We start from the raw sequence: 20,692 nt of genomic DNA on the forward strand, positions 1-20,692 counted from the left end.
ACCTGCCTTTTCGGGCTTAATAGCGGCCGTGGTGGCCGTTACAGCAGGAGCCCCCTTCACACAGGGCGGCCATGGACCTGATTGGTGATGGATGATGCACCGTGTACGATTTTTCTTTTCGCGCACAGCGCCCAGCGCGGGGTCAGGCGGCATGACGGCGGTGGGACGCCCACAAGTGCCCCAGGATTCGCTGCTTGATGGTGGTCAAGCAGTTCAGCTGGTGGTAAATGATCAGTGGCGAGTTGGTGAGCTCCCAGCACGCGAGCCATCAGCCTGATGACGGTGGGACATAATAACCAGCAATCGAATGACATACGCAGCTGCCTGCCTGGGGCCCGCTACTTTCACGTCGCCGCCTTACGCCACATCGTAATCTGTCGCCCATGCCTCCCCACTGTTGAGCAACTCAGGTGAAATCTGGGCAAAACAGCCCTTCCTCATACACCTCCTAGCGCGCCTGTCTGCAACATGACGGCGGTGGGACGACTTACGCAGCTGCCTGGGGGCCCGCTACTTCACGTCGCCGCCTACTCTTCATCCAAACGGCCGACGGACGACCTTGCAATTGCTCGCCTACTCCACATTCTCCTGCGGGCGCACCTTGCGCTGGCCGGCTGCGACGCTTGGCGCTGGCTCGATCACAGGTGGCGCCTCCCCCGCTTCGACGATGCGTCGAATCAGCGTCTCGCGCAGTGTATCGGCTACCTCGCGGTGGGATTCGTATCCCGCCAGATTACTCAGCTCGTAGGGATCTGCATAGAGGTCGTACAGGAATTCTTCCTGGTAGACCGGTGCAGACGCATCGCGGATTGGGTCGGCGTCCGGCGCGCTGACGCTATACTTCCAGCGGTGGGTGCGGATCGCCCGGCCAACCTGGGATTCGCTGATCTGCACGAACACCTCCTGTGGCCAGTCCGCGCGCGCCCCACGCAGCAGCGGTACGATCGAGCGGCCCTGCATATGCGCTGGCACCTCGATCCCTGAAGCATCCAGCAGTGTCGGCACGAGGTCCACCAGGCTCACCAGCTCGCCGACACGTCCGCCACCTATGAAATCTCCCCCATAGAGCGCCGTAGGCACACGAATCGAGCTCTCATGACAGGAGCGCTTGTACTCACCGTTGCGCGTCTTGAAGTGTGAGCCGTGGTCGGATGTGAAGAGGATGATCGTCTCTTCCGTCAGCCGCAGGCTGCGCAGCACGTCCATCACACGTCCGAGCGCCTCGTCGAGCCGCTTCACCATCCCGTAGTAGCCGCCCAGATGCTGGGGCGCAGTGCCAGTCAATGCTGCCAGATCTGGCGGCGTCCAGCGAGACGTGTAGGCATCACGGTAGACATCGGGTGCCGGGTAATCGTCGCGGTGATTCTGGTGATGCGGTTCCAGATAGGACAGGAAGAGGAAGAAGGGGTTGTCCGCCCTGCTCTGCTGATCAATGAAACGGATTGCCGCATCGGTCAGCGCATCTACACGGTAGCCCGGCAGCTGCACAGCCTCCCCAGCCTCGTTGTACACCTTCGTATCGTACGCGTCAGACGTGTGCTCCAGGGCATCGGCGGCCAGCCAGTGCTTGTAGCCACCCCGCAGCTGCGGCGGTACGGGCTGGTCCCGGGTGCAGGCTAGATGCCATTTGCCAATGTATCCGGTCTCATAACTAGCGGCATTATAATACTTGGCCAGCGTCGGCATGTCCTCCGGCAGCGGGATGCCGTTGGTGTAACAGCCAGTCTCCGTCGCATACAGCCCCGTCTGCAGGCTCGAACGGGCGGGACCGCACACCGGCTGACACGTGAAGGCATAGTCCAGATGCGTCCCCATCCGGGCCATCCGGTCAAAATTCGGCGTCAACCCCAGTGGATTGCCATGCACGCCCGTCGTATCCCAACGCTGCTGATCCGTAAAAAACACAATCACATTCGGTTGCTTGCGCGTACTCATGCTGCATCTCTCCCTCTCTTAAACGTGTAAAGCGAATAACGTGCAGGAGTCCGCCCGCTCGCGCAGAATACTGCACAAACGGGCGGACCTCTTTTTACTTGTCTCCTATAGCTTAACCTTTTAGGCCAGTGGTGGAAATCCCCTCCACAAAATAGCGTTGGGCCAGGAAGAAGACGATGATGCATGGCACGATGGTCACGACCGACATGGCCATCACTTGATTCCAGTTCACGGCGCCCTCGTTGTCCAGCACCATCCGCAGGCCGAGCGCGACGGTGTACTTGGAGACGCTGTTGATGTAGATCAGTGCGTTGAAGAACTCATTCCACGTCCAGATGAACTGGAAGATACAGACCGAGATGAGCGCCGGCACCGACAGCGGCAGCAGGACGCGGAGCAACGTGCTGAACGAATTACATCCGTCGATGACGGCTGCCTCATCGAGATCGCGCGGGATGCCCCGCAGGAACTGAACGATCAGGAAGATGAAGAATGCGTTGACGGCGAAGATGGCGGGCACATAGAACGGCAGGTACGTGTTCAGCCAGCCGAAGTTACGGAACAGAATGTACCGCGGGATGATGATAACGGCATCGGGCAGCATGAGCGTCGAGATCATCAGCGCGAAGAACAGCTTTTTAAGCGGAAATTTGAACCGGGCAAAACCGTACGCAACCATCAGACTCGACACCATCGTGAACAGCACAACCGGGATAACGAGCAAGAACGTATTGCTGAAAAAGCGACTGAAGCTCGTCCGTCCAACGCCTTCCCAGCCCCGTTCATAAGCCCCCCAGATGATCTCTGAAGGGATCAGCCCGATACTGGAAAAAATCTCGTTGTTGGGCTTAACCGAAGCCGACACCAGCCAGAGCAGCGGATACAGGAAGAGAATACTGAGCGCCGACAACAGCAGCACATAGCCAACATGGGTCCATTTCATCGGCTGTCCCCTCCATCCTCGTAATGTGTCCAGCGGTTGCTTGTTTTGAAGAGTACGAAGGTAAACACCAGAATGATGATGAACAACACCCAGGACTGCGCAGAGGCATAGCCCATCCGGAAGAACTGGAACGCATTGTCGTACAGCATCAACCCGTACAGATAGGTGGCCTTCATCGGCCCGCCGTCCGTGATGACGAAGGCAGAGGTGAACTGCTGGAAGGCGTTGATCATCTGCATGATCAGATTGAACAGAACGATTGGGGTCAGCATCGGCAGTGTAATCGAGAAAAAAGCCCTTACCTTTCCTGCGCCGTCCACTGTAGACGCTTCATACAACTCTTTGGGCACCTGCTTGAGCCCTGCGAGAAACAGCACCATTGAGGAGCCGAACTCCCAGACCGGCAGCAATGCAATGGTGAACAGTGCCAGCTCCGGATCGCCAAGCCAGTTGAGCGGCGGGATCGACAGATAGGACAACAGTTCATTGACGAGCCCTTCACGCATGAACAGGAACCGCCACAGCACCGACACGGCCACGCTGCCGCCCAGGATCGAGGGCAGATAATAGATCGTTCGGTAAATTCCCATGCCGCGCATCTGCCGGTTCAGCAGCATCGCCACCAGTAGAGCCACCACCAGCTTGGCTGGCACGGCGAACAATACATAGAGCAGCGTCACTCGCAAGGACTGGTAGAACACCGGATCCTTGGTGAACATCTCGATATAGTTAGCCAGCCCAATGAACCGCTGCTCCCGCACCATACTATAATCCGTAAAGGAATAGACGAGCGAGGCAATGAACGGCACCAGCGTCAGCACGATGAAGCCGATGATCCAGGGGCTGATATACAGGAGGCCGATCCGTTCCCCCTTGGCCCGGCGTTTGCGCGGGGCTTGCAGTGTCGGTGCCTCAGGAGCGCCTGTAGCCGGTTGTTTTCGCATGTGTCTCACACCTTGTCTGTACCGGGGCCCGGGCGACTCACGCCTCGTGCCCCTTTGTTATGTCTGACGGGTTGCTTTGATTCTGCTGCCGCTTGAAGCAGAGGTAAAATGTTACTTGATTTGCTCCACCAGAAGCGATTACCCTCATTCAGAGGTAAAATGTCACTTGATTTGCTCCGCCAGTCGCGAATACCCTCATTCAGAGGTAAAATGTCACTTGGTTTGCACTGTCGAGCTCGATTCCCCTCATCCAAGGGTAAAATGTCACTTGATTTGCTCCATCAAGCTCGATTCCCCTCATCCAGGGGTAAAATGTTACTTGGATTGCATTGTCGAGCTCGATTCCCCTCATCCAGGGGTAAAATGTTACTTGGATTGCACTGTCTAGCTCGATTCCCCTCATCCAGGGGTATAATGTTACTTGGATTGCACTGTCTAGCTCGATTCCCCTCATCCAGGGGTAAAATGTTACTTGGATTGCACTGTCGAGCTCGATTCCCCTCATCCAGGGGTAAAACGTTACTTGGTTTGGACCGTCGGGCACGATTCCCACATTCAGAGATAATCTCTTGGTCGGTATTTCGGCACTGCGCCCGGCTGCTGGCGCAATAGCCACTTCAACGCGGCAGCCCTTTAGGGCATACTTCTTAGCTTCTCATCCAGCCGGGCCATGAGGTCCGCTGCTGCCTGATCTGGGGACAGCTGCTTGAACGCAACGCGATCGAGAATATCCTGGGCAATCTGGTTGAGCTCCTGGTTGTTGCTCAGTCCGTTGACCGGGTTGCCCGGGTTCTCCATGGCAATCTGTACCGCCTCAGCCACAGTCGAATCAATCGCGCCATCCGCCACCAGTTGCTCCGCGTTGGCCGCAACAACCGGCACACTATAGACATCCTTCAGGATGGCTGCTGCTTCCGAGGAAGTGAGCAACCAGCTGGCGAACTTGGCCGCCTCCTCTGGATGCTTGGACGCCTTGCTGATCGCCAGCGGGTTACTCGGGTTCACGAGCACCGCCGAGGTGAGCGCATCTGCCGGCACCGGATACATGCTAACGCCGAGGTTCGGCGTGTAGGTCTTCACCTTGGCAATCGTCGAGGCCAGCGTGAACATCATGCCGATGTTGCCTTCCTGCCATTGCAGGTTCTCCGCCAGATCCTTGTACAGGCTGCTCTCGGCGATCGGTTGCATCACACCGTCATCCAGCAGCTGCTGGTAGTAAGCAAACGCCGCTTCCAGCGCATCTGCCTCGAATCCCACCGTTTTGTCATCCTGAATCCACTGGTTCCCCGTCTGCTGATTCACGAATGGCTGCAGGAACGTGCGGTAGTCGAACATACCCAGCAAGTAAGCATTCGGATCTTCCTCGTGGACACGCTTGCCGATTGTGTGAATCGTCTCCCAGTCCCATACGGTATCCTCGGGAATATCAAAGCGATCAAAAAAGTCCTGGTTGTACAAATTCACCATGCCATTGACGCCCATCGGCAGACCAGCCAGCTTGCCATCGAACACGGCATACCGTTCCAGGAAATCGGCATCAAAGGCGTCGAGGTCAATGTACTCGTCCAAGGTGTAGAGATCGACAACCAGATCGCTCTTCACTGCCAGCTCGTCGATCCAATCGACGGACAGCGGTGTCAGGTCCGGTGCAGTCCCACCCGCAAACTGTGTGACGAGCTTCTGATAATACCCGTCGAAGCCGCTGTATTCAGGTTCAATGGTGACATGCGGATTGTTCTCTGTGTACAGATCGATGGCATCCAGCAACGCCTTGTGCCGGACCTCCGAGCCCCACCAGGAGAAGCGCAGCGATACCTCCTGTGGTGAATCGTCACCCGAGCCCCCGCTATTGCCGCTGTTCTGCGGGCTGTTGCCTCCGTCGCCTCCGGCACATCCGGCGAGCACACCGGTCAGTAGAATCGCGCTTAGCGCAGATGGCCAGACTTTTCTATGTCTCATTTGTTTTGCCCCCTCACGTGTAGTTGACTCTAACTATACTGGCGTGTCCAAGCTATGAAAAGGCATACAAAATGACGAAAGGTATCATTTCTTGTGCTTTTTTGCTCAAAGGTATCCGAAGTTGACATTCAGCTTAAATTCCGAGAAATATCGGCTATTTTGGAGAGATGTGGCGCCTGTACAAACCCTGGAGGATCGATTATGCTGGTGAAAACGATTGCAATTGTAGCAGGGGATAGACAACCCTTGGGAGGTGCAGCACCATGTATACCCTACTGCTAGTCGATGATGAACAAGAGATCCGAAGCGGTCTTTCTCAATATTTCCCGTGGCATGAGGTGGGCTTCGAGCTGGTGGGCCAATGTGCGGATGGACGGGAGGCGCTGCAGTTTCTGGAAAAGCGGGCGGTCGATGTCCTCCTCTGCGATATTCGCATGCCGATTCTATCGGGGCTGGAGGTCGCGCAGCAGTTGTACGAACGCAAAAGCGGCATTAAAGTCGTCTTCTTGAGCGGCTACAAAGACTTCGATTATGCCAAGCAGGCGATGACCTACGGTATCCAGCATTACATCGTCAAACCGACCAAATATACGGAGCTGTTCGACGTCTTCTCTTCCCTCAAGCTGGAGTTTGATGAAGCCACTGCACGTGATACAGGCCAGAGCGAGGTGCAGAGCGCCAGCTTCAATGCACAAGTCATTGCGGCGATTCAGGCGTACGTCGAATCCAATTATGCCAAAGCCACCCTGGAGGAAGCAGCGGGCATTGTCCATATGAACCCTCACTATGTCAGCAAGTATTTCAAGGAAAAGACGGGCGAGAACTTCTCCGATTACGTGACAGCTGTGAAGATGGCACGGGCGGCCGAGCTGCTGCGGGATATCCGTTACAAAACCTATGAGGTCAGCGAGATGGTTGGCTACAGTTATGCCAAGAACTTCACCCGCACCTTCAAGCGGGTTCATGGCGTGAGCCCACGCGAATACCGCAACAATTACGAAGGAACAAGGGATTAGCATGCGGAGAAAATTTTTCATCAAAAATCTGGCGCTCTTCCTCATTCCCCTCCTCATTCCAACCATCGTGCTGGGTACGCTCTCCATTATTGTAACCAAGCGCTACAATGAGGCAGAGATCAACCGCAACCAGATGCAGCTGTTCCACCAGATGGACCGCAATATTGAGCTGATTTTCAATGAGATGGACGCCCTCGGCTTGAACTTCGGTCATGTGGAGACGTTGTATCGTCTGGAGGATATCCTTCGCACACAGCAGGTGACCTTGGAGAACAAGCGACTGGTTCAAGCTACGCAAAATTTCATCGATGCCCCAGCGAACGCCCGGCCATACATTGAATCCATCTATGTCTACGTGCGCAATCCGTATAATCAATTCCTCGCCAGCGGCACCGGCCTGACCAACCTGCGGGAGTTCCATGATCTCTCGTGGTGGGGCAGCTTTCTCGATCATCAGGAGGCTGGCGCGGGGATCTGGACGGAGGAACGACTGGTGCAGCGGTATTCATTTGAGCAGCCGATCTCGGTTACTACCCTCTTCAAGCCGCTCTATTCCAGTGTGCTCCGGGAGCCGTTTGGCGTCATCGTTCTGAATATCTACACCGAGTACATGGAGCGCCTGCTGCGCACCTACGAAACCTACCCCGGGCAACTGCTGCTCGTACTGGATGAGGACGATAGGATTCTGTTCCAGAGCCGGGAGCTGGGGGAACTGAAGGTCGATACGGTACAACAAGCTGCCAAGACAAATGCTTCCTTTACCTTGCGCGATTCCGACCTGTCCTATGCGGGTGCCCAACTGGCCTCCAGTCGCTATGAGGGATGGCGTTACCTCTCGCTGGTGCCGGATCAGGCGATACATCCGGTTGCTTTTCGGCTGAGTGAATTCACGGTCTACGTGGTGCTGCTATCGTTCCTGCTGGGACTGGCACTGACGTATTATCTGACGGGACGCTCGCTGCGTCATATCCGCCGGATGATGATGATCATCAAGTCCGCTGAGAAGGGGTTGCCGCTGCCCCAACAGCCCGATGCGCGCAGCAGCTCCGATGACGAGACCAATTACATCATTCAGACGATGACGCGCAACTTCATTGAGCATCATTACCTGAGCGTCCAGCTCTCCGAGAAAAAATACCGGCTCCAAGCCGCCGAGCTGCTCGCGCTCCAATCGCAGATGAACCCCCATTTCCTCTTCAATACGCTGGAGACGATCAACTGGAAGGTCATGGGGCTGACACGGCGGCCTAACGAAGCCAACCACATGCTGGAGAACCTGGCCGATCTGATGCGCTACTCGCTGGATACGCCGGGCCGCATCGTGACCCTGGAGCAGGAGGTCGCCATCACCCACAGCTATATCGCGCTGCAGAAGATGCGGTACCAGGACAAGTTTGATGTCATCTGGGATTATGACGAGGAAGAAGCCAAGGTGTACAGCATCGTCAAGCTGGTGCTGCAGCCGCTAATCGAGAATAGCTTGTATCATGGGATTAAGGAAAAGGAAGGCAACGGCCGTATCAAGATTCGGATCGAGACGGCGGACGGTTGGACCCGCGTTGCTGTGATCGACAACGGTGTTGGCATGACGCCAGAGCGGCTACAGGAGGTCCAGGCCCGATTGCTGCTGGATGGCGAAGCGGAGGATCACATCGGACTGGCCAACACCAACCGCCGACTGATGCTCACGTACGAGCAGCCGCACGGCCTTCACCTCTGGAGCAGACCCGACTGGGGCACGGTGGTGTGGTTTCGGATTCCGCAGTGAGGCTGAGTTTGCGGGCAATTGCTCAGTGCAATCAGATTGAATGCTATTGGCAGACCCGACGCATACCATCTCAACTACTCCTGACGAAGAATGAAGGCGGAGGATGCACCGATGGATGTCTAGACCACAAACAGCGGCCCCGCAGCCAAGGCACAATGCCTCGGCCACGGGGCCACTCACACGAAATATGGTGCACATTGTTGCTTAATTCGCACTCCTGAGCGCGATCCGCCTCATCCAAGGGTAAAATGTTACTTGGTTTGCACCCCTGAGCTCGATTCGCCTCAATTAGGGGCAAAATGTTACTTGGTTTGCTTCCTTGAGTGCGATCCGCCTCGTTCAGGGGTAGAATGTTACTTAATTTGTTTCTCTAGCCGGAATTCAGACCAATTAGGTGCACAATGTCACTCGAATCGCGCCACCAGACTGAACTTAGCCAAATCAAGTGCACATTGTTACTCGAAACTCCCTCACTAACCCAAACTAGCAAACGCTATTACGCACGTGACGCAGCGCCTTCTTCCGCTGCCAGGCAACGTCTGCCGCCAGCTACGTTTCCTTCCCGGACTTAGAGAGCATGATGCCCAGAATCGTCGAATCGGTGTTCGCGAGTCCCTCCTGGACCAGCCGCTCCATGTTGCGGATGGTGTCCTCGACCTCATCGAAGATGACGCCGTCGCTCGGTGATGGCGAGATGTCGTTCATCGCCAGCGTCGCGGCTTGAATGGCCGCGTTCGTGCCGGTCGAGATCTTGAGTGCGCAGGTCGCTTTGGCGCCGTCGCAGATCATGCCGCTCAGCGAGGCGATCGTGCTCTGGACGCCACGCTTAATCTGAGCAAGGCTCCCACCCATCAGGTAGATGATACCGCTGTTCGCACCGACGCCCCCTGCAATTCCGGAACCGCAAAGCGGCGAAAGTCGACCAATATACTGTTTGATGTGCACGGTCACGAGGTTGCTGAGCGCCAGCGCGCGGGCCAGCTTCTCCTCATCAGCCCCAATCCGCTCCGCGAGCGCAATCACGGGTAGCGTACAGGCAATGCCTTGGTTGCCGCTGCCCGCTGTCGTCATGACCGGCATCGCACTGCCGGCCATACGCGCGTCGGAGGCCGCCGCCGTAGCAGCAATAATGCCTGTAGCCATATCTTGGCCGAACAGATTGACCGCCGATTGCTGGGCCATTTTGCGACCGACCTGCAGACCGTATTCACCGCGCAGGCCTTCCTCGGAGATGGCTTTGTTCATCGCCACGCCTTCCAGCAGGAACTCGATATCTTCCAAGGCCACCTCAGTAGCAAAGGAATAGATCCCGTCCAGCGTCAGCTGAGAGGCCACATCATCCACTACTTCAGCCTCACAATCCGCCTTCTCTCGTCCCTGCTCTACCGGTTCGCCGTTTCGCAGCAGCTTTGTCACACGGGTATGCTCCCGCTCAATGACGACCAGCACGTCAGTTGTCGGACCTTGCAGCCGTGCTTCAATATATAACTTCTCTGGTGTTTCCTTCAGCTCCACCTGGAGCACATCCCGGGCAAGCAGCCGGTTGGCCGCTTCCAGCTCGTCCGGGGATAGTCCGGAGAGAATCTCCAGCTTGCGGTGCGACCGTGGAATCACGGCGCCCAAGGCTGCTGCGATTGGCAGGCCGGATTGGCCGGTTCCCGGAATCCCCACACCCAGCGCATTTTTTATAATATTGCCACTCAGGCATAGCTTCATGCTCTGTATCTCTTCATCCAGCAGCTCCGCAGCCAGGGATACGGCATACGCAACCGCGATCGGCTCCGTACACCCTTCGGCCGGGGCCACTTCTTTTTTTAACAGCTCCAGTAGCGGATTCATCTTGCCACTCCCCTATCTATGTTGTCCTCCGCCCAGCGGTCTATTGGTGCTTTCATTATAACAGATCCCCTACTCTGAGAGCTGACATCCCCGTCAAAAAGGGCTTAATTTAAGCCATCATTCCACTTCTTCCCGAGCTAGTCTGTTGAAATCTTCATCTATTGAAACTTAATGGAAGGTTCTACGTCTAATAATCGAACAAACAATTCCAATTTTTGCATCATCCTTAGGGATAGAAGAGGAGACTGACAATGAAAAAATGGACCTTCCTGACCACATTGCTTGCCTTGGCCATCCTGGCAGTTGTACCTGCGCCGGCGTTTGCAGCAACGCCGAAGATTATCGATGTCCAAACTAGTGGTACGTATACCTACATCTTTAAGAGCGATAACAGCGTGTGGCAATTCGGTTATTTCAAATCGGTGCCTACCCGTCTGGATTTACCGCAGCCTGCCAAAAAAATCGTAGCTGCCGATTACGATACCATTGTACTGTTCGAGGATGGTACGGTATGGCGTTATCCCAGGGAAGAGCATCTGACGCCGGCACCGATTCCTGGACTGACAGATATTATCGACCTTGCGAACGGGCGAATTCATACGTTGGCGTTAAAAGCGGACGGGACGGTATGGGGCTGGGGAACAAACTTTCAAGGTCAGCTTGGCAACGGGCAGCTCAGTGATTCGTGGGATGTTCCCGTGCAGAAAGCACAGGGCTTGACTAAGGTGAAAGCCATTGCTGCCGGCGATAACAGTCTGGCGCTGACCGAGCAAGGCGAAGTGTACACGTGGGGCGGTTGGCCGCATAGCAGCCGTGTTACGGCAGCCAATCCGGAAGGCTATCGTATCACACCTGTGAAGGTACACAATCTACCGGCCATTACCGCGATTGATATGCATGGTACCAATGTTTTGGCGCTAGATGTTTCCGGTAAGGTACATACCTGGGGACAGAACTTCCTGCAGATGAAATCAACATACGACGACGGGGGAACGTTAACAGCACCTGTACAAATCCCGGGTATCGATAACGTACAAGCTATAGCCCTTGTACACCAAGCCTTGTTCCTCAAAACGGATGGTACCCTCTACACGGCCGGGGTGGCTCCCGGGCAATATTATAATCTCACCCAGGCACAAATAGACCAGCAACTGCGCCCGCATCGCATCTCCTCCCTAACGGATGTCACAACAATTGATGCTAGCGTGGGTCAGTTATTTGCTCTGGATACCAAAGGAGAGCTATACGGTTGGGGTAACGGTGCTTCAGGGTACTTAGGCGATGGATCCGTGTATTGGAAGTCCTATCAGGAGCGGCCGACCCGCATCCTCGACACCGGCACCGTCATCATCAACAGCGTACGTCAGGATTACCCAGGCGTTATTCATCAGGGGGTAACAATGGTACCGCTGCGTAAGCTGGCTGAGCCGCTCGGAGCAACACTAGGATTCGAGGATCAAACCAAGCGAGTGACGATCAGCTACGGCGGTCAAAAGGTATCGATGCTTCCAGGTGACGCGACAGTCACTGTGAATGGAGCGCCAATCCAGCTCGGTGGTCCGATCCGCATCTACAACAACGAGACGCATGTGCCACTACGCTTCATTAGTGAATTGTTTGGGGCTCAGGTAGCTTGGCACGCTGATCGGGCAGAGATTACGGTGACGACTGCGAAGTAAGCGAGGCAACAGGCGAGCATCGAAAAAGGACCATCTGCAGTCATTGCGGATGGCCCTTTTTGCTATAGGGTGACTATGCTTCTGTTGCTGACGTACGCTTGACGGATCCAAAGTACATTGCGAGGCATAAGCCAGCTACAAAAGCTGCGAGACAGATGATGGTTGGTCCGATCCCACTTACGAACCCAGGAAAGATGACGAACACCGAACCGGTAATTAAACCAATCATAACTGCATACGTCATCCGTGGGTAGGTAGCGAGCAGGTAACGGATCGCTTTGCTGCTGAAGAAGAATCCAGCCAGAACCCCGAATCCGATCGTAAAGATAATCGGAAGATTAAAGGTCGACAATGCATTGATCGCCGTAGGATAGACACCAATCAGCAGCAGGACGAAGGAACCGCTGACACCCGGCAGCAGCATCGCCATACTGGCTGCCCACCCGGCGAAAAAGAGGCCAATGGTCGACCAAAGCGTGAGTGTCGTCTGCGGTCCGGCATCTTTGTCGCCTGACATGAAGGCCATAGACGCCATAAGCAGCAGCCCCACCAACAGAACGACAATGTGCTTCGTCCCGAAATTCCGTCGGACATCAGCCTGCCGGATCAGCATCGGCAGCACACCCAGGATTAGTCCCGTGAAAAAGAATTGCGTTGGTGCGTAATGGTGTTCCAGTAAGTATTCAATGACCCGGCTAAGCGATACAATAGCTGTAACCATTCCAAGGCCAAGCGGGATGAGAAAGCCCCAGTGACGTTTCCAATCCTTGCTGAACAAGCCGCTGATCGCTTCCAGCAGCCGGTAATAGATACCAAGCACAACGGCCAGTGTACCGCCGCTGACACCGGGGATGAGGTCGGTCGTGCCCATGGCGAATCCCCGCAACAGATTTTTCCACTCCATTGATTCCTTCTCCTTGTCTCCGATAATGATGATATCTCTTTGTCTAACTTCTAAGTCTACCACATCGGGCAGCGAGATTCCTAGCGAGCGCAGGATGAGGTGGATATAAGGTCCAATATGTCTGGTAGAAATGTCTAATAAACACGAAAATTCGTGTATAATTAGACCTTTTTTCTTGTTTGGGCTCAATAAGTGCGAAATTTCATATATATTTTGCATTTTTAACGATTTGGCTGCAAATAAAGCTGATTTTTCGTGTTTATTGATGAGGCCTGAATCCACTTAACCATGCACGGGTTGGATAGATTTAGTCAGCCAATATGCAGAATCCCCCAGCCGGTCCACGGCTGGAGGATTCTTACATCTATTCAGGCGTCGGGTTAAATGGAAAATTGGCGAGGAAGTTATTCCAATCCTCTATAGCTACCTTCTTATCCATCAATGGACTGTGGACCCGGCTCGCGATTGCTTGCGCGCTTCGAAGCTCGTGCCTCACATCGTGCTCGTTGCCGCCAATCAACTCCCGAATGCAGTAGTCTATGAATCCGTTCATGCTAGTCGACTCGATGGCGCTTAAGCCCGAACCACCCGTTAAAAGAGCCCGCAACTGTCCAATAACCAGATCATCCGACTCGTTAGACTCGATACTGCCCAGTGTTAACGAGATGAGTTGATGCTTGGTCCCGAGGAAGGTGCGAATCTCCTGTCGTTCCAGCTCCGCCTCTCGCATCTGCCATGCGACTATGAAGATGACCAGCATGACCACGGGCACTAGAAACATCATCACTTGCACTAGCAACCTTCTATTCCTCATGCTCCTCGCCCCTCTCCCGCTGAGATTCCAACTTTACAGCCGTGGATCGATCTCCCGTTCCTTGGCTTCCTCGAACAGCAGGTCGGCGACCGCCTGCTTGTAGGCCTCGTTGTCCTTAGAGATCTCAGCGAGCGGAATGGCGAGCATGGCCCGGCCCAGCCGGTGCTCGGCTGCTGAGGTGCGGAGCTTGGCGCCGATGTTCTTTTGCTTAATTAAGTGTGCATACTTGTGCGGGAAGGTGTAGTCGTAACCATAAATGATCGACAGGTACTCCTTGTTGCGTACCTTCATGAACGGTACTGAATTCCCTTCGGTCTCCGGCTTGATGACGACTCCCTCCATCCGCTCGGCGGTGGTTAGACGCTCATAGAAACGCTCCGCTTGCTCCAAGTGGTCCGGCGCTTCCAGATCGATCACCACGTAAGCGTCATCGGAGAGGAAGCGGTACAAGTCGGATGTCTTCTGCGACGGGAATCGTTCCGTGCCATCCTTCATCACTTCCTTGAGCAATCCGAATGGCTTGTAATCCAGCTTGGCCTCGCCCGCATACAGCTCTAACTGGTGGCGATACACGTCATACGCCTCCTTATGGGCTGCCAGTGGCATGCTGCGGTCCTGAACCTCTTTCATCACCTTGTAGTTCTGATAGAGTGCAGTGCCGTACTTCTCACTGAGCGCGCCCTTACTCATCTGGTGGCGCTCCTGCTCGAAGTCGCTCGCCTCATATTCGGCAGAGAGCTGGCCGAGTGCCTCCTCGAACCCGTTCTGCTGCAGAAAATCCAACTCCAGCTCCAGCGCCTTGCTGATCGGCTCGAACTGCCGCCGAATCAGGCCATCGCCCATCGCGCGCCAAGGCAGCAGTTCCCCGTCGAGCAGCATGATCTCGACGCCGTTATCCTGCATGTATCCGCCAAAGCGCGTCAGCAGCCGCTCATACACGGGTGCCAGCTCGACGCCTTGCACACGGTAGCCGGTGCGGCTGACCGCATAACACTGCTCGGGGTCCCGGTGCAGATAGATCGTGCAGCGCGAGCCCATGTACTTGGGCTGCAAGACGACCTCGCGCACGCCGCGTCTGGCGAAGTAGGCGAGTCCCTGCTGAAGCGACTCCAGCTCGCCACGTTCGGCATCCTTATCTGCTGGCGACATCGTGCCGGAGATATGGTTGATGCCGTGACGCGCCACATAACGGAGGCGGCGCTGGTCCTCAAGGTCCAGCTCCGCCAGCGATACCCGGCGGTCCTCCTTGAACAGCTCCGGCAATTCCTCCCGCCGCGCCGCGGCTGTCGCCCGCATGCTGCGGAAGAACAGCCGTCCACCCATATCAACGCCGCTCAGTGCGTAGCCGTGCACACAGCCGCTGTCCAGATGCAGCTTGTTTTTGATGCGGAAACCGCGGGCTGCTGCCACGTGACCAAACAGGTGGTACGGGTGATTGGCCACCGCATCCTCCTGAAGGAACTGCAGCTGCGGCTCGACTGGTGCCTCGCGGTCGATCCGATAGGTGCGCTGATGACGGCGCCCCTGCGGATCCAACTTGCCGATATATTTGCTGCGACAAGGCGCATGCGTAACATAGAACGAGGGGCTGCCCTCGCCGATGAACCGATAGAACGGCTGTGCTGCGGTGACGAGCACCAAGAACTTTTCCCACAGCTCGGGCTGCGCCTGCAATACGGCAATCGAGTCAAAGTACGTCTCGACCAGCTCCCGATCCGCGCCTTTGATGCCCCCCTCGATGTAGCGGCGGACAAAGTTCTCATGATTGCCCAGCACAAAGCGAAAATGCTCTCGGTTGGCGTAGAGAAACTCAATCGTAGCCGCCGTCTGTTTGCCTTTGTCGATCCAATCGCCCGCCAGCACCACTTGCTTGCCTGCCGCCTTGGGTCCCGCTGTCATCAGGCCATCCTCGATACGGTAGCCAAAGCCGATCAACAGCTGCTGCAGCTCGTCCACGCATTCATGTACGTCCCCTACCACGATATAGCTATGCGTATGCGGCAACGTCGCGGCCAGATAGTCATCCCAATTCTCTACTGCCACCTGATACTCCGGATTCGCCACACCCTCTTCAGGCACGTAGAAATCCTTAGCCCTCACCTTATGCACCGCATCGTAGCCCTCCCGTGCCAGCACGGGCAGCACCTCCCGGCGCAGCCGATTGATGTGACCTGTAATCAGCCGCTTGGAGCGGTCGGAGGCATAATAGTCTTCGCGCTTGCGATAGTCGAAGAGGACAACCTCGACGCGGTAGTGGTTGGCTTCGGCCACCTGACGCACTTTTTCCCGGAAGTCCTCCGCCAGCGCCGTCGTATCCACGATAACAAACTCAGCATTTACGGGATACGAAGTGACTAAGCGCAGCTTGGTGAGCAGCAGGTCGAACGCCTGTGAGCTCGCCTCCAACATCGTCTGATCGTACTTATCATAGTCGTGGCCCAGCAGCTCCTGGCGGATATCGTCAGAGGACAGCAGTTGGACATTGCTCCGTACACGCCGCTCCTCATCCTGCTTGGCGAGCTGGGGTATCAGCACCTCCCGCGCAAAGGTCGACTTGCCACACTCGGTCGAACCGACGAGCATCAGGATGGTATGCACTTTTGTGGTGATTTTCATGGGTCAAGCCTCCTTTCTGCGCACGATGGCGCCTTGGGTTGTCTGAATGCCATCCACTCGGTCACCAATGCCGATCCACTCGATGCTGCGGTCAGGTGCGCTGACGATTGGCTCCAGCCACGCTCGGAATGCCGCTTGCCCCATCTCCCAGCTATGATCGTCATGCCGGAAGCCGTCCAGCTCGTAGTAGACGTTGAAGTCAGCATTAGGCGTCGTAATAATCAGCCGGTCAAATTGGACTTCACGGCACACCAGCGCCACCAGCGCAGCAGCCTCATCCTCAGGCATATGCTCGACGACTTCCGTCAGAATCACGTCAACGGTTTCGCCATTGTACGTTTCCAGAAAACGATCCAGCGAAGCGTACGTGGCAAGGTTGTCGAGCTCCCGCTCCGCCGCCTTGCGCTGTACCCCGGCCAGCAGCTCCTCATCGATATCCACGGCATAGTAGCTCTCTTCGATCCGCCCCGCGTAATGCAAGGCGTAGAAGCCCTCGCCACACCCGAGATCGAGGATCGCTTTGTCAAACGGCAGGTGCTCGGTGATGACGTTGCGCCGCTGCATCCCCGTGCGGCCGTAGGCTAGGGAGATTGAATAGCGTTCTGTCTGCTCGAGCGCGGCTTTGTATTTGGCAAACCGGTCCCGCGCATTTAGGAAGTGGCTGGCGAACAGGCTGCGGATGTAAAACGGTGCATCAATAACGCCAAGGCTCGGAATATATTTGTCCAGAATGGAATCCGAAATATCGATATTCTCCTTGCCCAGCAAGGAGAGGAACAAGCAGAGCATGCTTGCCACGTGCAACAGATGATACAGGCTGCGCTCCGTGGACAGGGTCAATGAGTAACTCTTGTGCGCCTGATGCACCGTCTCGAAGGTACAGTCGGTCAGATGGCGTTCGAACAACGCCACGAAATGCAGCCGCTCAATATGAATCATCGGGATGTGCAGCGTATGACGGTATCCCGGGACATCCTGTTCATGGTGACTCTTCAGTGGCGACGAGAAAAACTCATTGATGGCACTGAGTCCAAACAGTGGTGTGTTGTAGCGTGACACATTGAGGTACTCGAACTGCTCCTGCCGTTCTTGCTTAAAGGACACCTCGTTATCCGCATCCTTAAAGTACACGTTGTAGGTGCTTTCGTCTGTATACCAGCCATAGGCCATGCCCTTGCGCACGCTGCGCAGCTGCATGCCGGTGCCCGGATTTTTGCGAATCAGAAACGTAAACTTGGGGTTGGTCGATGTTACTTGTACGATAGCCACATTCTCACTCCTCTTTTAAACAAATGCCCAGACATAAAAATAGACTGCTTGCGCCACCTGTCCCTTCTGCAGCAATAGGCTACAGCAAAGGACAGACCGGCATCAAGCAGTCTTTACAGGCAGGGGGCTTCCCTTATCCTTGAACGACATATACGTCAGGCGGCTAGGCCGCTTGCGACATCGGCAAGAATAGGGGGCTGCAAAGCACTTGATATCCGGGCAGATTGAAATTGGCAAACGCCCCATTGGCGTATAGAACCGTCGATGGATACGTAGCGGACCGTAGATTGCGTTCATCCGATAGAACAACGTGTTTCAGCTGGTCATTCTGCTGCCGTGGATTCATAAGCTTTGCACCTCCCTTTCGTTCGTGTTATAAATTTGGGTTCAAAAAGATCGATTTTCAGCACCGAGAAGGTTAAAGGCAGGAAGGGAATGAGGAGCGGAGCGTAGCCAAAGCTACGTGAGCAACGGAGTCCCGACTGCATTTAAGATTCGATGTCGAACCTGCTTCGTCAGCATGTACTTCGTGATCAAAAGCGGGCTTTATGAACTTCCTTTCAAGTATGCTGACTATCATAGCATCGTATTTAAAAAGGTGTCAACTAGGAATTACCAGTTGCTGCTGCGGGGCTGGGGGATCTATTGGCGTTGCGGATTGGTATTCTTGGTTATAAATTTGCTCCATCTGCGACAGTACCGCTTGGGCTTGCGTGGCAAACGGCAATGCTTTAATTTTTCCTTTGGCGAGCAGGCTTCCAGCCGGAGCGTCCCCCATGGCACCGTCGTAGAGCAAGCTGGCACCTCGGGTTGGGGGCGGGAAAAAGAACTTCATTAACGGCCTTACGTAGAAGGGCAAACCTGATCCGGTTCCTTTACGAAGGGTGTTGTTGGGGCCAGGGTCGACACTCCGCATAACAATCCCATGCTCTTGTTCCATGGCTGCCGCCGCTGCCTGTGTCCAGAGCGACATTGCCAGCTTGGTCGTGGCGTACGGTCCGGTAAGCTTCTTGAAGGATGCCGGGCGTGCCAGGGTGGCGGCATCGAACGACTTCAGGAAGTCGAAGGCGTTCGAGGAGGTGTGGACGACGCGCTTCAGCCTGCCTCGTTTCAATTGCTCCACCATTTCCATCGTGATGATGTACGGCGCGACGGTTTGCACCTCGTAGTGCAGCTCGCGTCCCTGTGGGGAATACATCAGCTTGTCGAAGCTGCCACCGGCATTGTTAAAGAGAACATCAATCGATGCTTCCTGGGACTTGATCTGTTCCAGTCCTTGGCGCAAGCTAGTGAAGCTAGAGACGTCGGCCTTGTAAATTCGGAGCTGACCACGCTTGCGGCTCTCTTGCAGCAGCTGATCGTCTGCCGGGAAGTCCGAACGAATCAGCACTGCCACATCCCAGCCTTCACCAAGCAACTTACGCGTGAGCGCCAATCCAATGCCGCTACTTGCCCCGGTGATAAGTGCCGTGTAGGCGCTAGATTGATTGTGCATGTATACTCCCCCTTGTTTGTTCTCCAGAATAATCGGGATGCGTTTACCGTCCTTTTGACCAGTCTATAACTTGGAGCTGACTCCAAGTCAAGCAAGAAATTGGAGGGACATGGGGAGGGGATGAATCTCTTGACCTGGAGTTGACTCCAGGTTTTATAATGGATGGAGATAATATCAGTCGAGGAGGAAAAGTCCATGAACGATCAGCCAACGTCCACTTTTACTGAGGACAGCACATATACGATCAAGCAAGCGGCGGGGCTGTCCGGGCTGTCCGAGGATACGATCCGGTACTATGAGAAAATTAGTCTGCTCCCATCCCCTGATCGCACAGGTGGCGGCCACCGTGCCTATCGTCAGACCAATATCGAGCAGATGAGACTGATCGTTTGTCTGAAGAAAACAGGAATGCCGCTGGAGGAGATGAAGCCATTTCTATCGGCGGAGCTGGAAAATACCGAGTCCCATCCTGAGCTCTACGCCTTGATGCTGGAGCATCGGGAGCGCATCCTTGGGCAAATCGAATCGCTGCAGCAGGTCGTCTCGGTCATCGACCAGAGGCTGTCAGCAGGCGTAACGATGGTACCCGCTTGTTCGACGAATGAAGAGAAGAGTGACTAAGTTGGCAACTAACACAACTTTTGTCTCTTGGTTACGCCGCTAATGTTCTCCACTTGGCTTGTAGCTGCCATACTTCTCTTCCCACGCTGCAAGCCAATCCTTATAAGTCATCCCTGTGATCTCCTCAAGTGTCTGTCCATCGATAGAGTAAGGCCCCCCCAGGGAGGCCGCACCATTCTTGCTCACAGGTGATGAAGTACCGCCTACGGCCTGCCCATCAACATAAAGTACGGAAACTTGGGTTTCGTAGGGTTGATCATTATAAATTGAAGCGTAGATCTTTTCCAAAGGATGATTCGTAACTACATAGCCGTAAACTGTTACCTTCTTTCCCCAGTATTGCTCAGGAGCAACATCTTGCACAGCCCATATGTTCATATATGGTGGCCGCGTCATCATATCTTTTTCTAACTGATAAGAACTCACTTCGCCAAGAGAAGAATGAATAGTAAAGCCTTTTGACTTTAATAAAGCAACCGCGGCTGCCTCTTCGCCTTTTATTTGTGGATGGGTGTTACAAGAGGAGGCGATAATCAGGATTATGCCGGACAGCAGGATCAACATTGATATGGTTCTCATATTAAGCCCCCTTTGGAACACCAAACTTTTAATGTTGCTGAAAATCTGGTCTTTTCTCTCGCGGAAAGCTCCTCGCCACATTAAACTAAAGACTCTTACCTAATTAATTATAGATTGTAAATTGTTGATTTTTAGCCCTAACAATTATATGTTTTACTTCGCGAATTTTAGTGCATGCGCATAGGACTCTCACAATTTCGAACGGGCGGGCCCTTATCTCTCCTCACGGAGGAAGTACTACGAGTCAGCTAGTACTTGAACCATCTCGGCATTTAGGAGACTTCACTTCCTATTCATTAGCGTCGCCAAGC

General features: G+C 54.8%; 16 protein-coding genes. 4 read left to right on the top strand and 12 right to left on the bottom strand.

The features are described from left to right. Nucleotides 1-573: 573 nt before the first annotated feature. The 4 genes from F556_RS0111760 to F556_RS0111780 all read right to left on the bottom strand — a co-directional run bounded on the left by F556_RS0111760 (nt 574) and on the right by F556_RS0111780 (nt 5,781). Nucleotides 574-1,935: a sulfatase family protein gene (locus tag F556_RS0111760; protein WP_020617155.1), complete on the bottom strand. Its 1,362-nt coding sequence runs from the start codon at nt 1,933-1,935 to the stop codon at nt 574-576. Nucleotides 1,936-2,047: 112 nt separating this feature from the next. Beyond that, on the bottom strand, nt 2,048-2,878 hold the full coding sequence (locus F556_RS0111765) for a carbohydrate ABC transporter permease (RefSeq protein ID WP_020617156.1): 831 nt from the start codon (nt 2,876-2,878) through the stop codon (nt 2,048-2,050). Then, on the bottom strand, nt 2,875-3,822 hold the full coding sequence (locus F556_RS0111770; protein WP_020617157.1) for a carbohydrate ABC transporter permease: 948 nt from the start codon (nt 3,820-3,822) through the stop codon (nt 2,875-2,877). The genes F556_RS0111765 and F556_RS0111770 overlap by 4 nt, the downstream gene beginning before the upstream one ends. A gap of 633 nt (nt 3,823-4,455) precedes the next feature. Next, nucleotides 4,456-5,781, bottom strand: coding sequence for an ABC transporter substrate-binding protein (locus F556_RS0111780; protein WP_020617159.1), 1,326 nt, complete (start codon nt 5,779-5,781; stop codon nt 4,456-4,458). Nucleotides 5,782-6,044: 263 nt separating this feature from the next. Between F556_RS0111780 and F556_RS0111785 the strand changes: the two genes are divergently transcribed. Both F556_RS0111785 and F556_RS0111790 read left to right on the top strand, forming a co-directional pair. Next, entirely contained in the window at nt 6,045-6,797 is a 753-nt protein-coding gene (locus F556_RS0111785) for a response regulator transcription factor (RefSeq protein WP_020617160.1), read from the top strand. Between the two features lies 1 nt (nt 6,798). Then, nucleotides 6,799-8,565, top strand: a complete 1,767-nt coding sequence (locus F556_RS0111790; RefSeq protein WP_020617161.1) for a cache domain-containing sensor histidine kinase — start codon at nt 6,799-6,801, stop codon at nt 8,563-8,565. A 549-nt stretch (nt 8,566-9,114) separates the two neighbouring features. On the opposite strand, the gene F556_RS0111795 is transcribed toward F556_RS0111790, so the two are convergent. After that, a complete protein-coding gene (locus F556_RS0111795; RefSeq protein ID WP_020617162.1) occupies nt 9,115-10,404 on the bottom strand; it encodes an L-cysteine desulfidase family protein in 1,290 nt (429 codons plus the stop codon). Between the two features lie 251 nt (nt 10,405-10,655). Here F556_RS0111795 and F556_RS0111800 point away from each other — a divergent pair, with 251 nt between their 5' ends. Then, nucleotides 10,656-12,083, top strand: coding sequence for a stalk domain-containing protein (locus F556_RS0111800; protein WP_020617163.1), 1,428 nt, complete (start codon nt 10,656-10,658; stop codon nt 12,081-12,083). 73 nt (nt 12,084-12,156) lie between these two features. On the opposite strand, the gene F556_RS0111805 is transcribed toward F556_RS0111800, so the two are convergent. The 6 genes from F556_RS0111805 to F556_RS0111830 form a co-directional block, all read right to left on the bottom strand. After that, entirely contained in the window at nt 12,157-12,987 is an 831-nt protein-coding gene (locus F556_RS0111805; RefSeq protein WP_020617164.1) for an undecaprenyl phosphate translocase family protein, read from the bottom strand. Between the two features lie 364 nt (nt 12,988-13,351). After that, nucleotides 13,352-13,801, bottom strand: coding sequence for a hypothetical protein (locus F556_RS0111810; RefSeq protein WP_020617165.1), 450 nt, complete (start codon nt 13,799-13,801; stop codon nt 13,352-13,354). A 33-nt stretch (nt 13,802-13,834) separates the two neighbouring features. Then, nucleotides 13,835-16,417, bottom strand: coding sequence for an AAA family ATPase (locus F556_RS0111815; protein ID WP_020617166.1), 2,583 nt, complete (start codon nt 16,415-16,417; stop codon nt 13,835-13,837). 3 nt (nt 16,418-16,420) lie between these two features. Further along, entirely contained in the window at nt 16,421-17,686 is a 1,266-nt protein-coding gene (locus F556_RS0111820; RefSeq protein ID WP_020617167.1) for a class I SAM-dependent methyltransferase, read from the bottom strand. A gap of 163 nt (nt 17,687-17,849) precedes the next feature. Further along, a complete protein-coding gene (locus F556_RS0111825) occupies nt 17,850-18,032 on the bottom strand; it encodes a hypothetical protein (RefSeq protein WP_020617168.1) in 183 nt (60 codons plus the stop codon). Nucleotides 18,033-18,287: 255 nt separating this feature from the next. Beyond that, nucleotides 18,288-19,181, bottom strand: coding sequence for an SDR family NAD(P)-dependent oxidoreductase (locus F556_RS0111830; protein WP_020617169.1), 894 nt, complete (start codon nt 19,179-19,181; stop codon nt 18,288-18,290). 195 nt (nt 19,182-19,376) lie between these two features. Here F556_RS0111830 and F556_RS33780 point away from each other — a divergent pair, with 195 nt between their 5' ends. Beyond that, a complete protein-coding gene (locus F556_RS33780; protein WP_020617170.1) occupies nt 19,377-19,802 on the top strand; it encodes a MerR family transcriptional regulator in 426 nt (141 codons plus the stop codon). Nucleotides 19,803-19,841: 39 nt separating this feature from the next. On the opposite strand, the gene F556_RS0111840 is transcribed toward F556_RS33780, so the two are convergent. After that, entirely contained in the window at nt 19,842-20,381 is a 540-nt protein-coding gene (locus F556_RS0111840) for a hypothetical protein (RefSeq protein ID WP_157272718.1), read from the bottom strand. Between the last annotated feature and the right edge of the window lie 311 nt (nt 20,382-20,692).

Source organism: Paenibacillus daejeonensis DSM 15491 (genome assembly GCF_000378385.1).
In the GTDB taxonomy this organism is placed as follows: domain Bacteria; phylum Bacillota; class Bacilli; order Paenibacillales; family Paenibacillaceae; genus Paenibacillus_D; species Paenibacillus_D daejeonensis.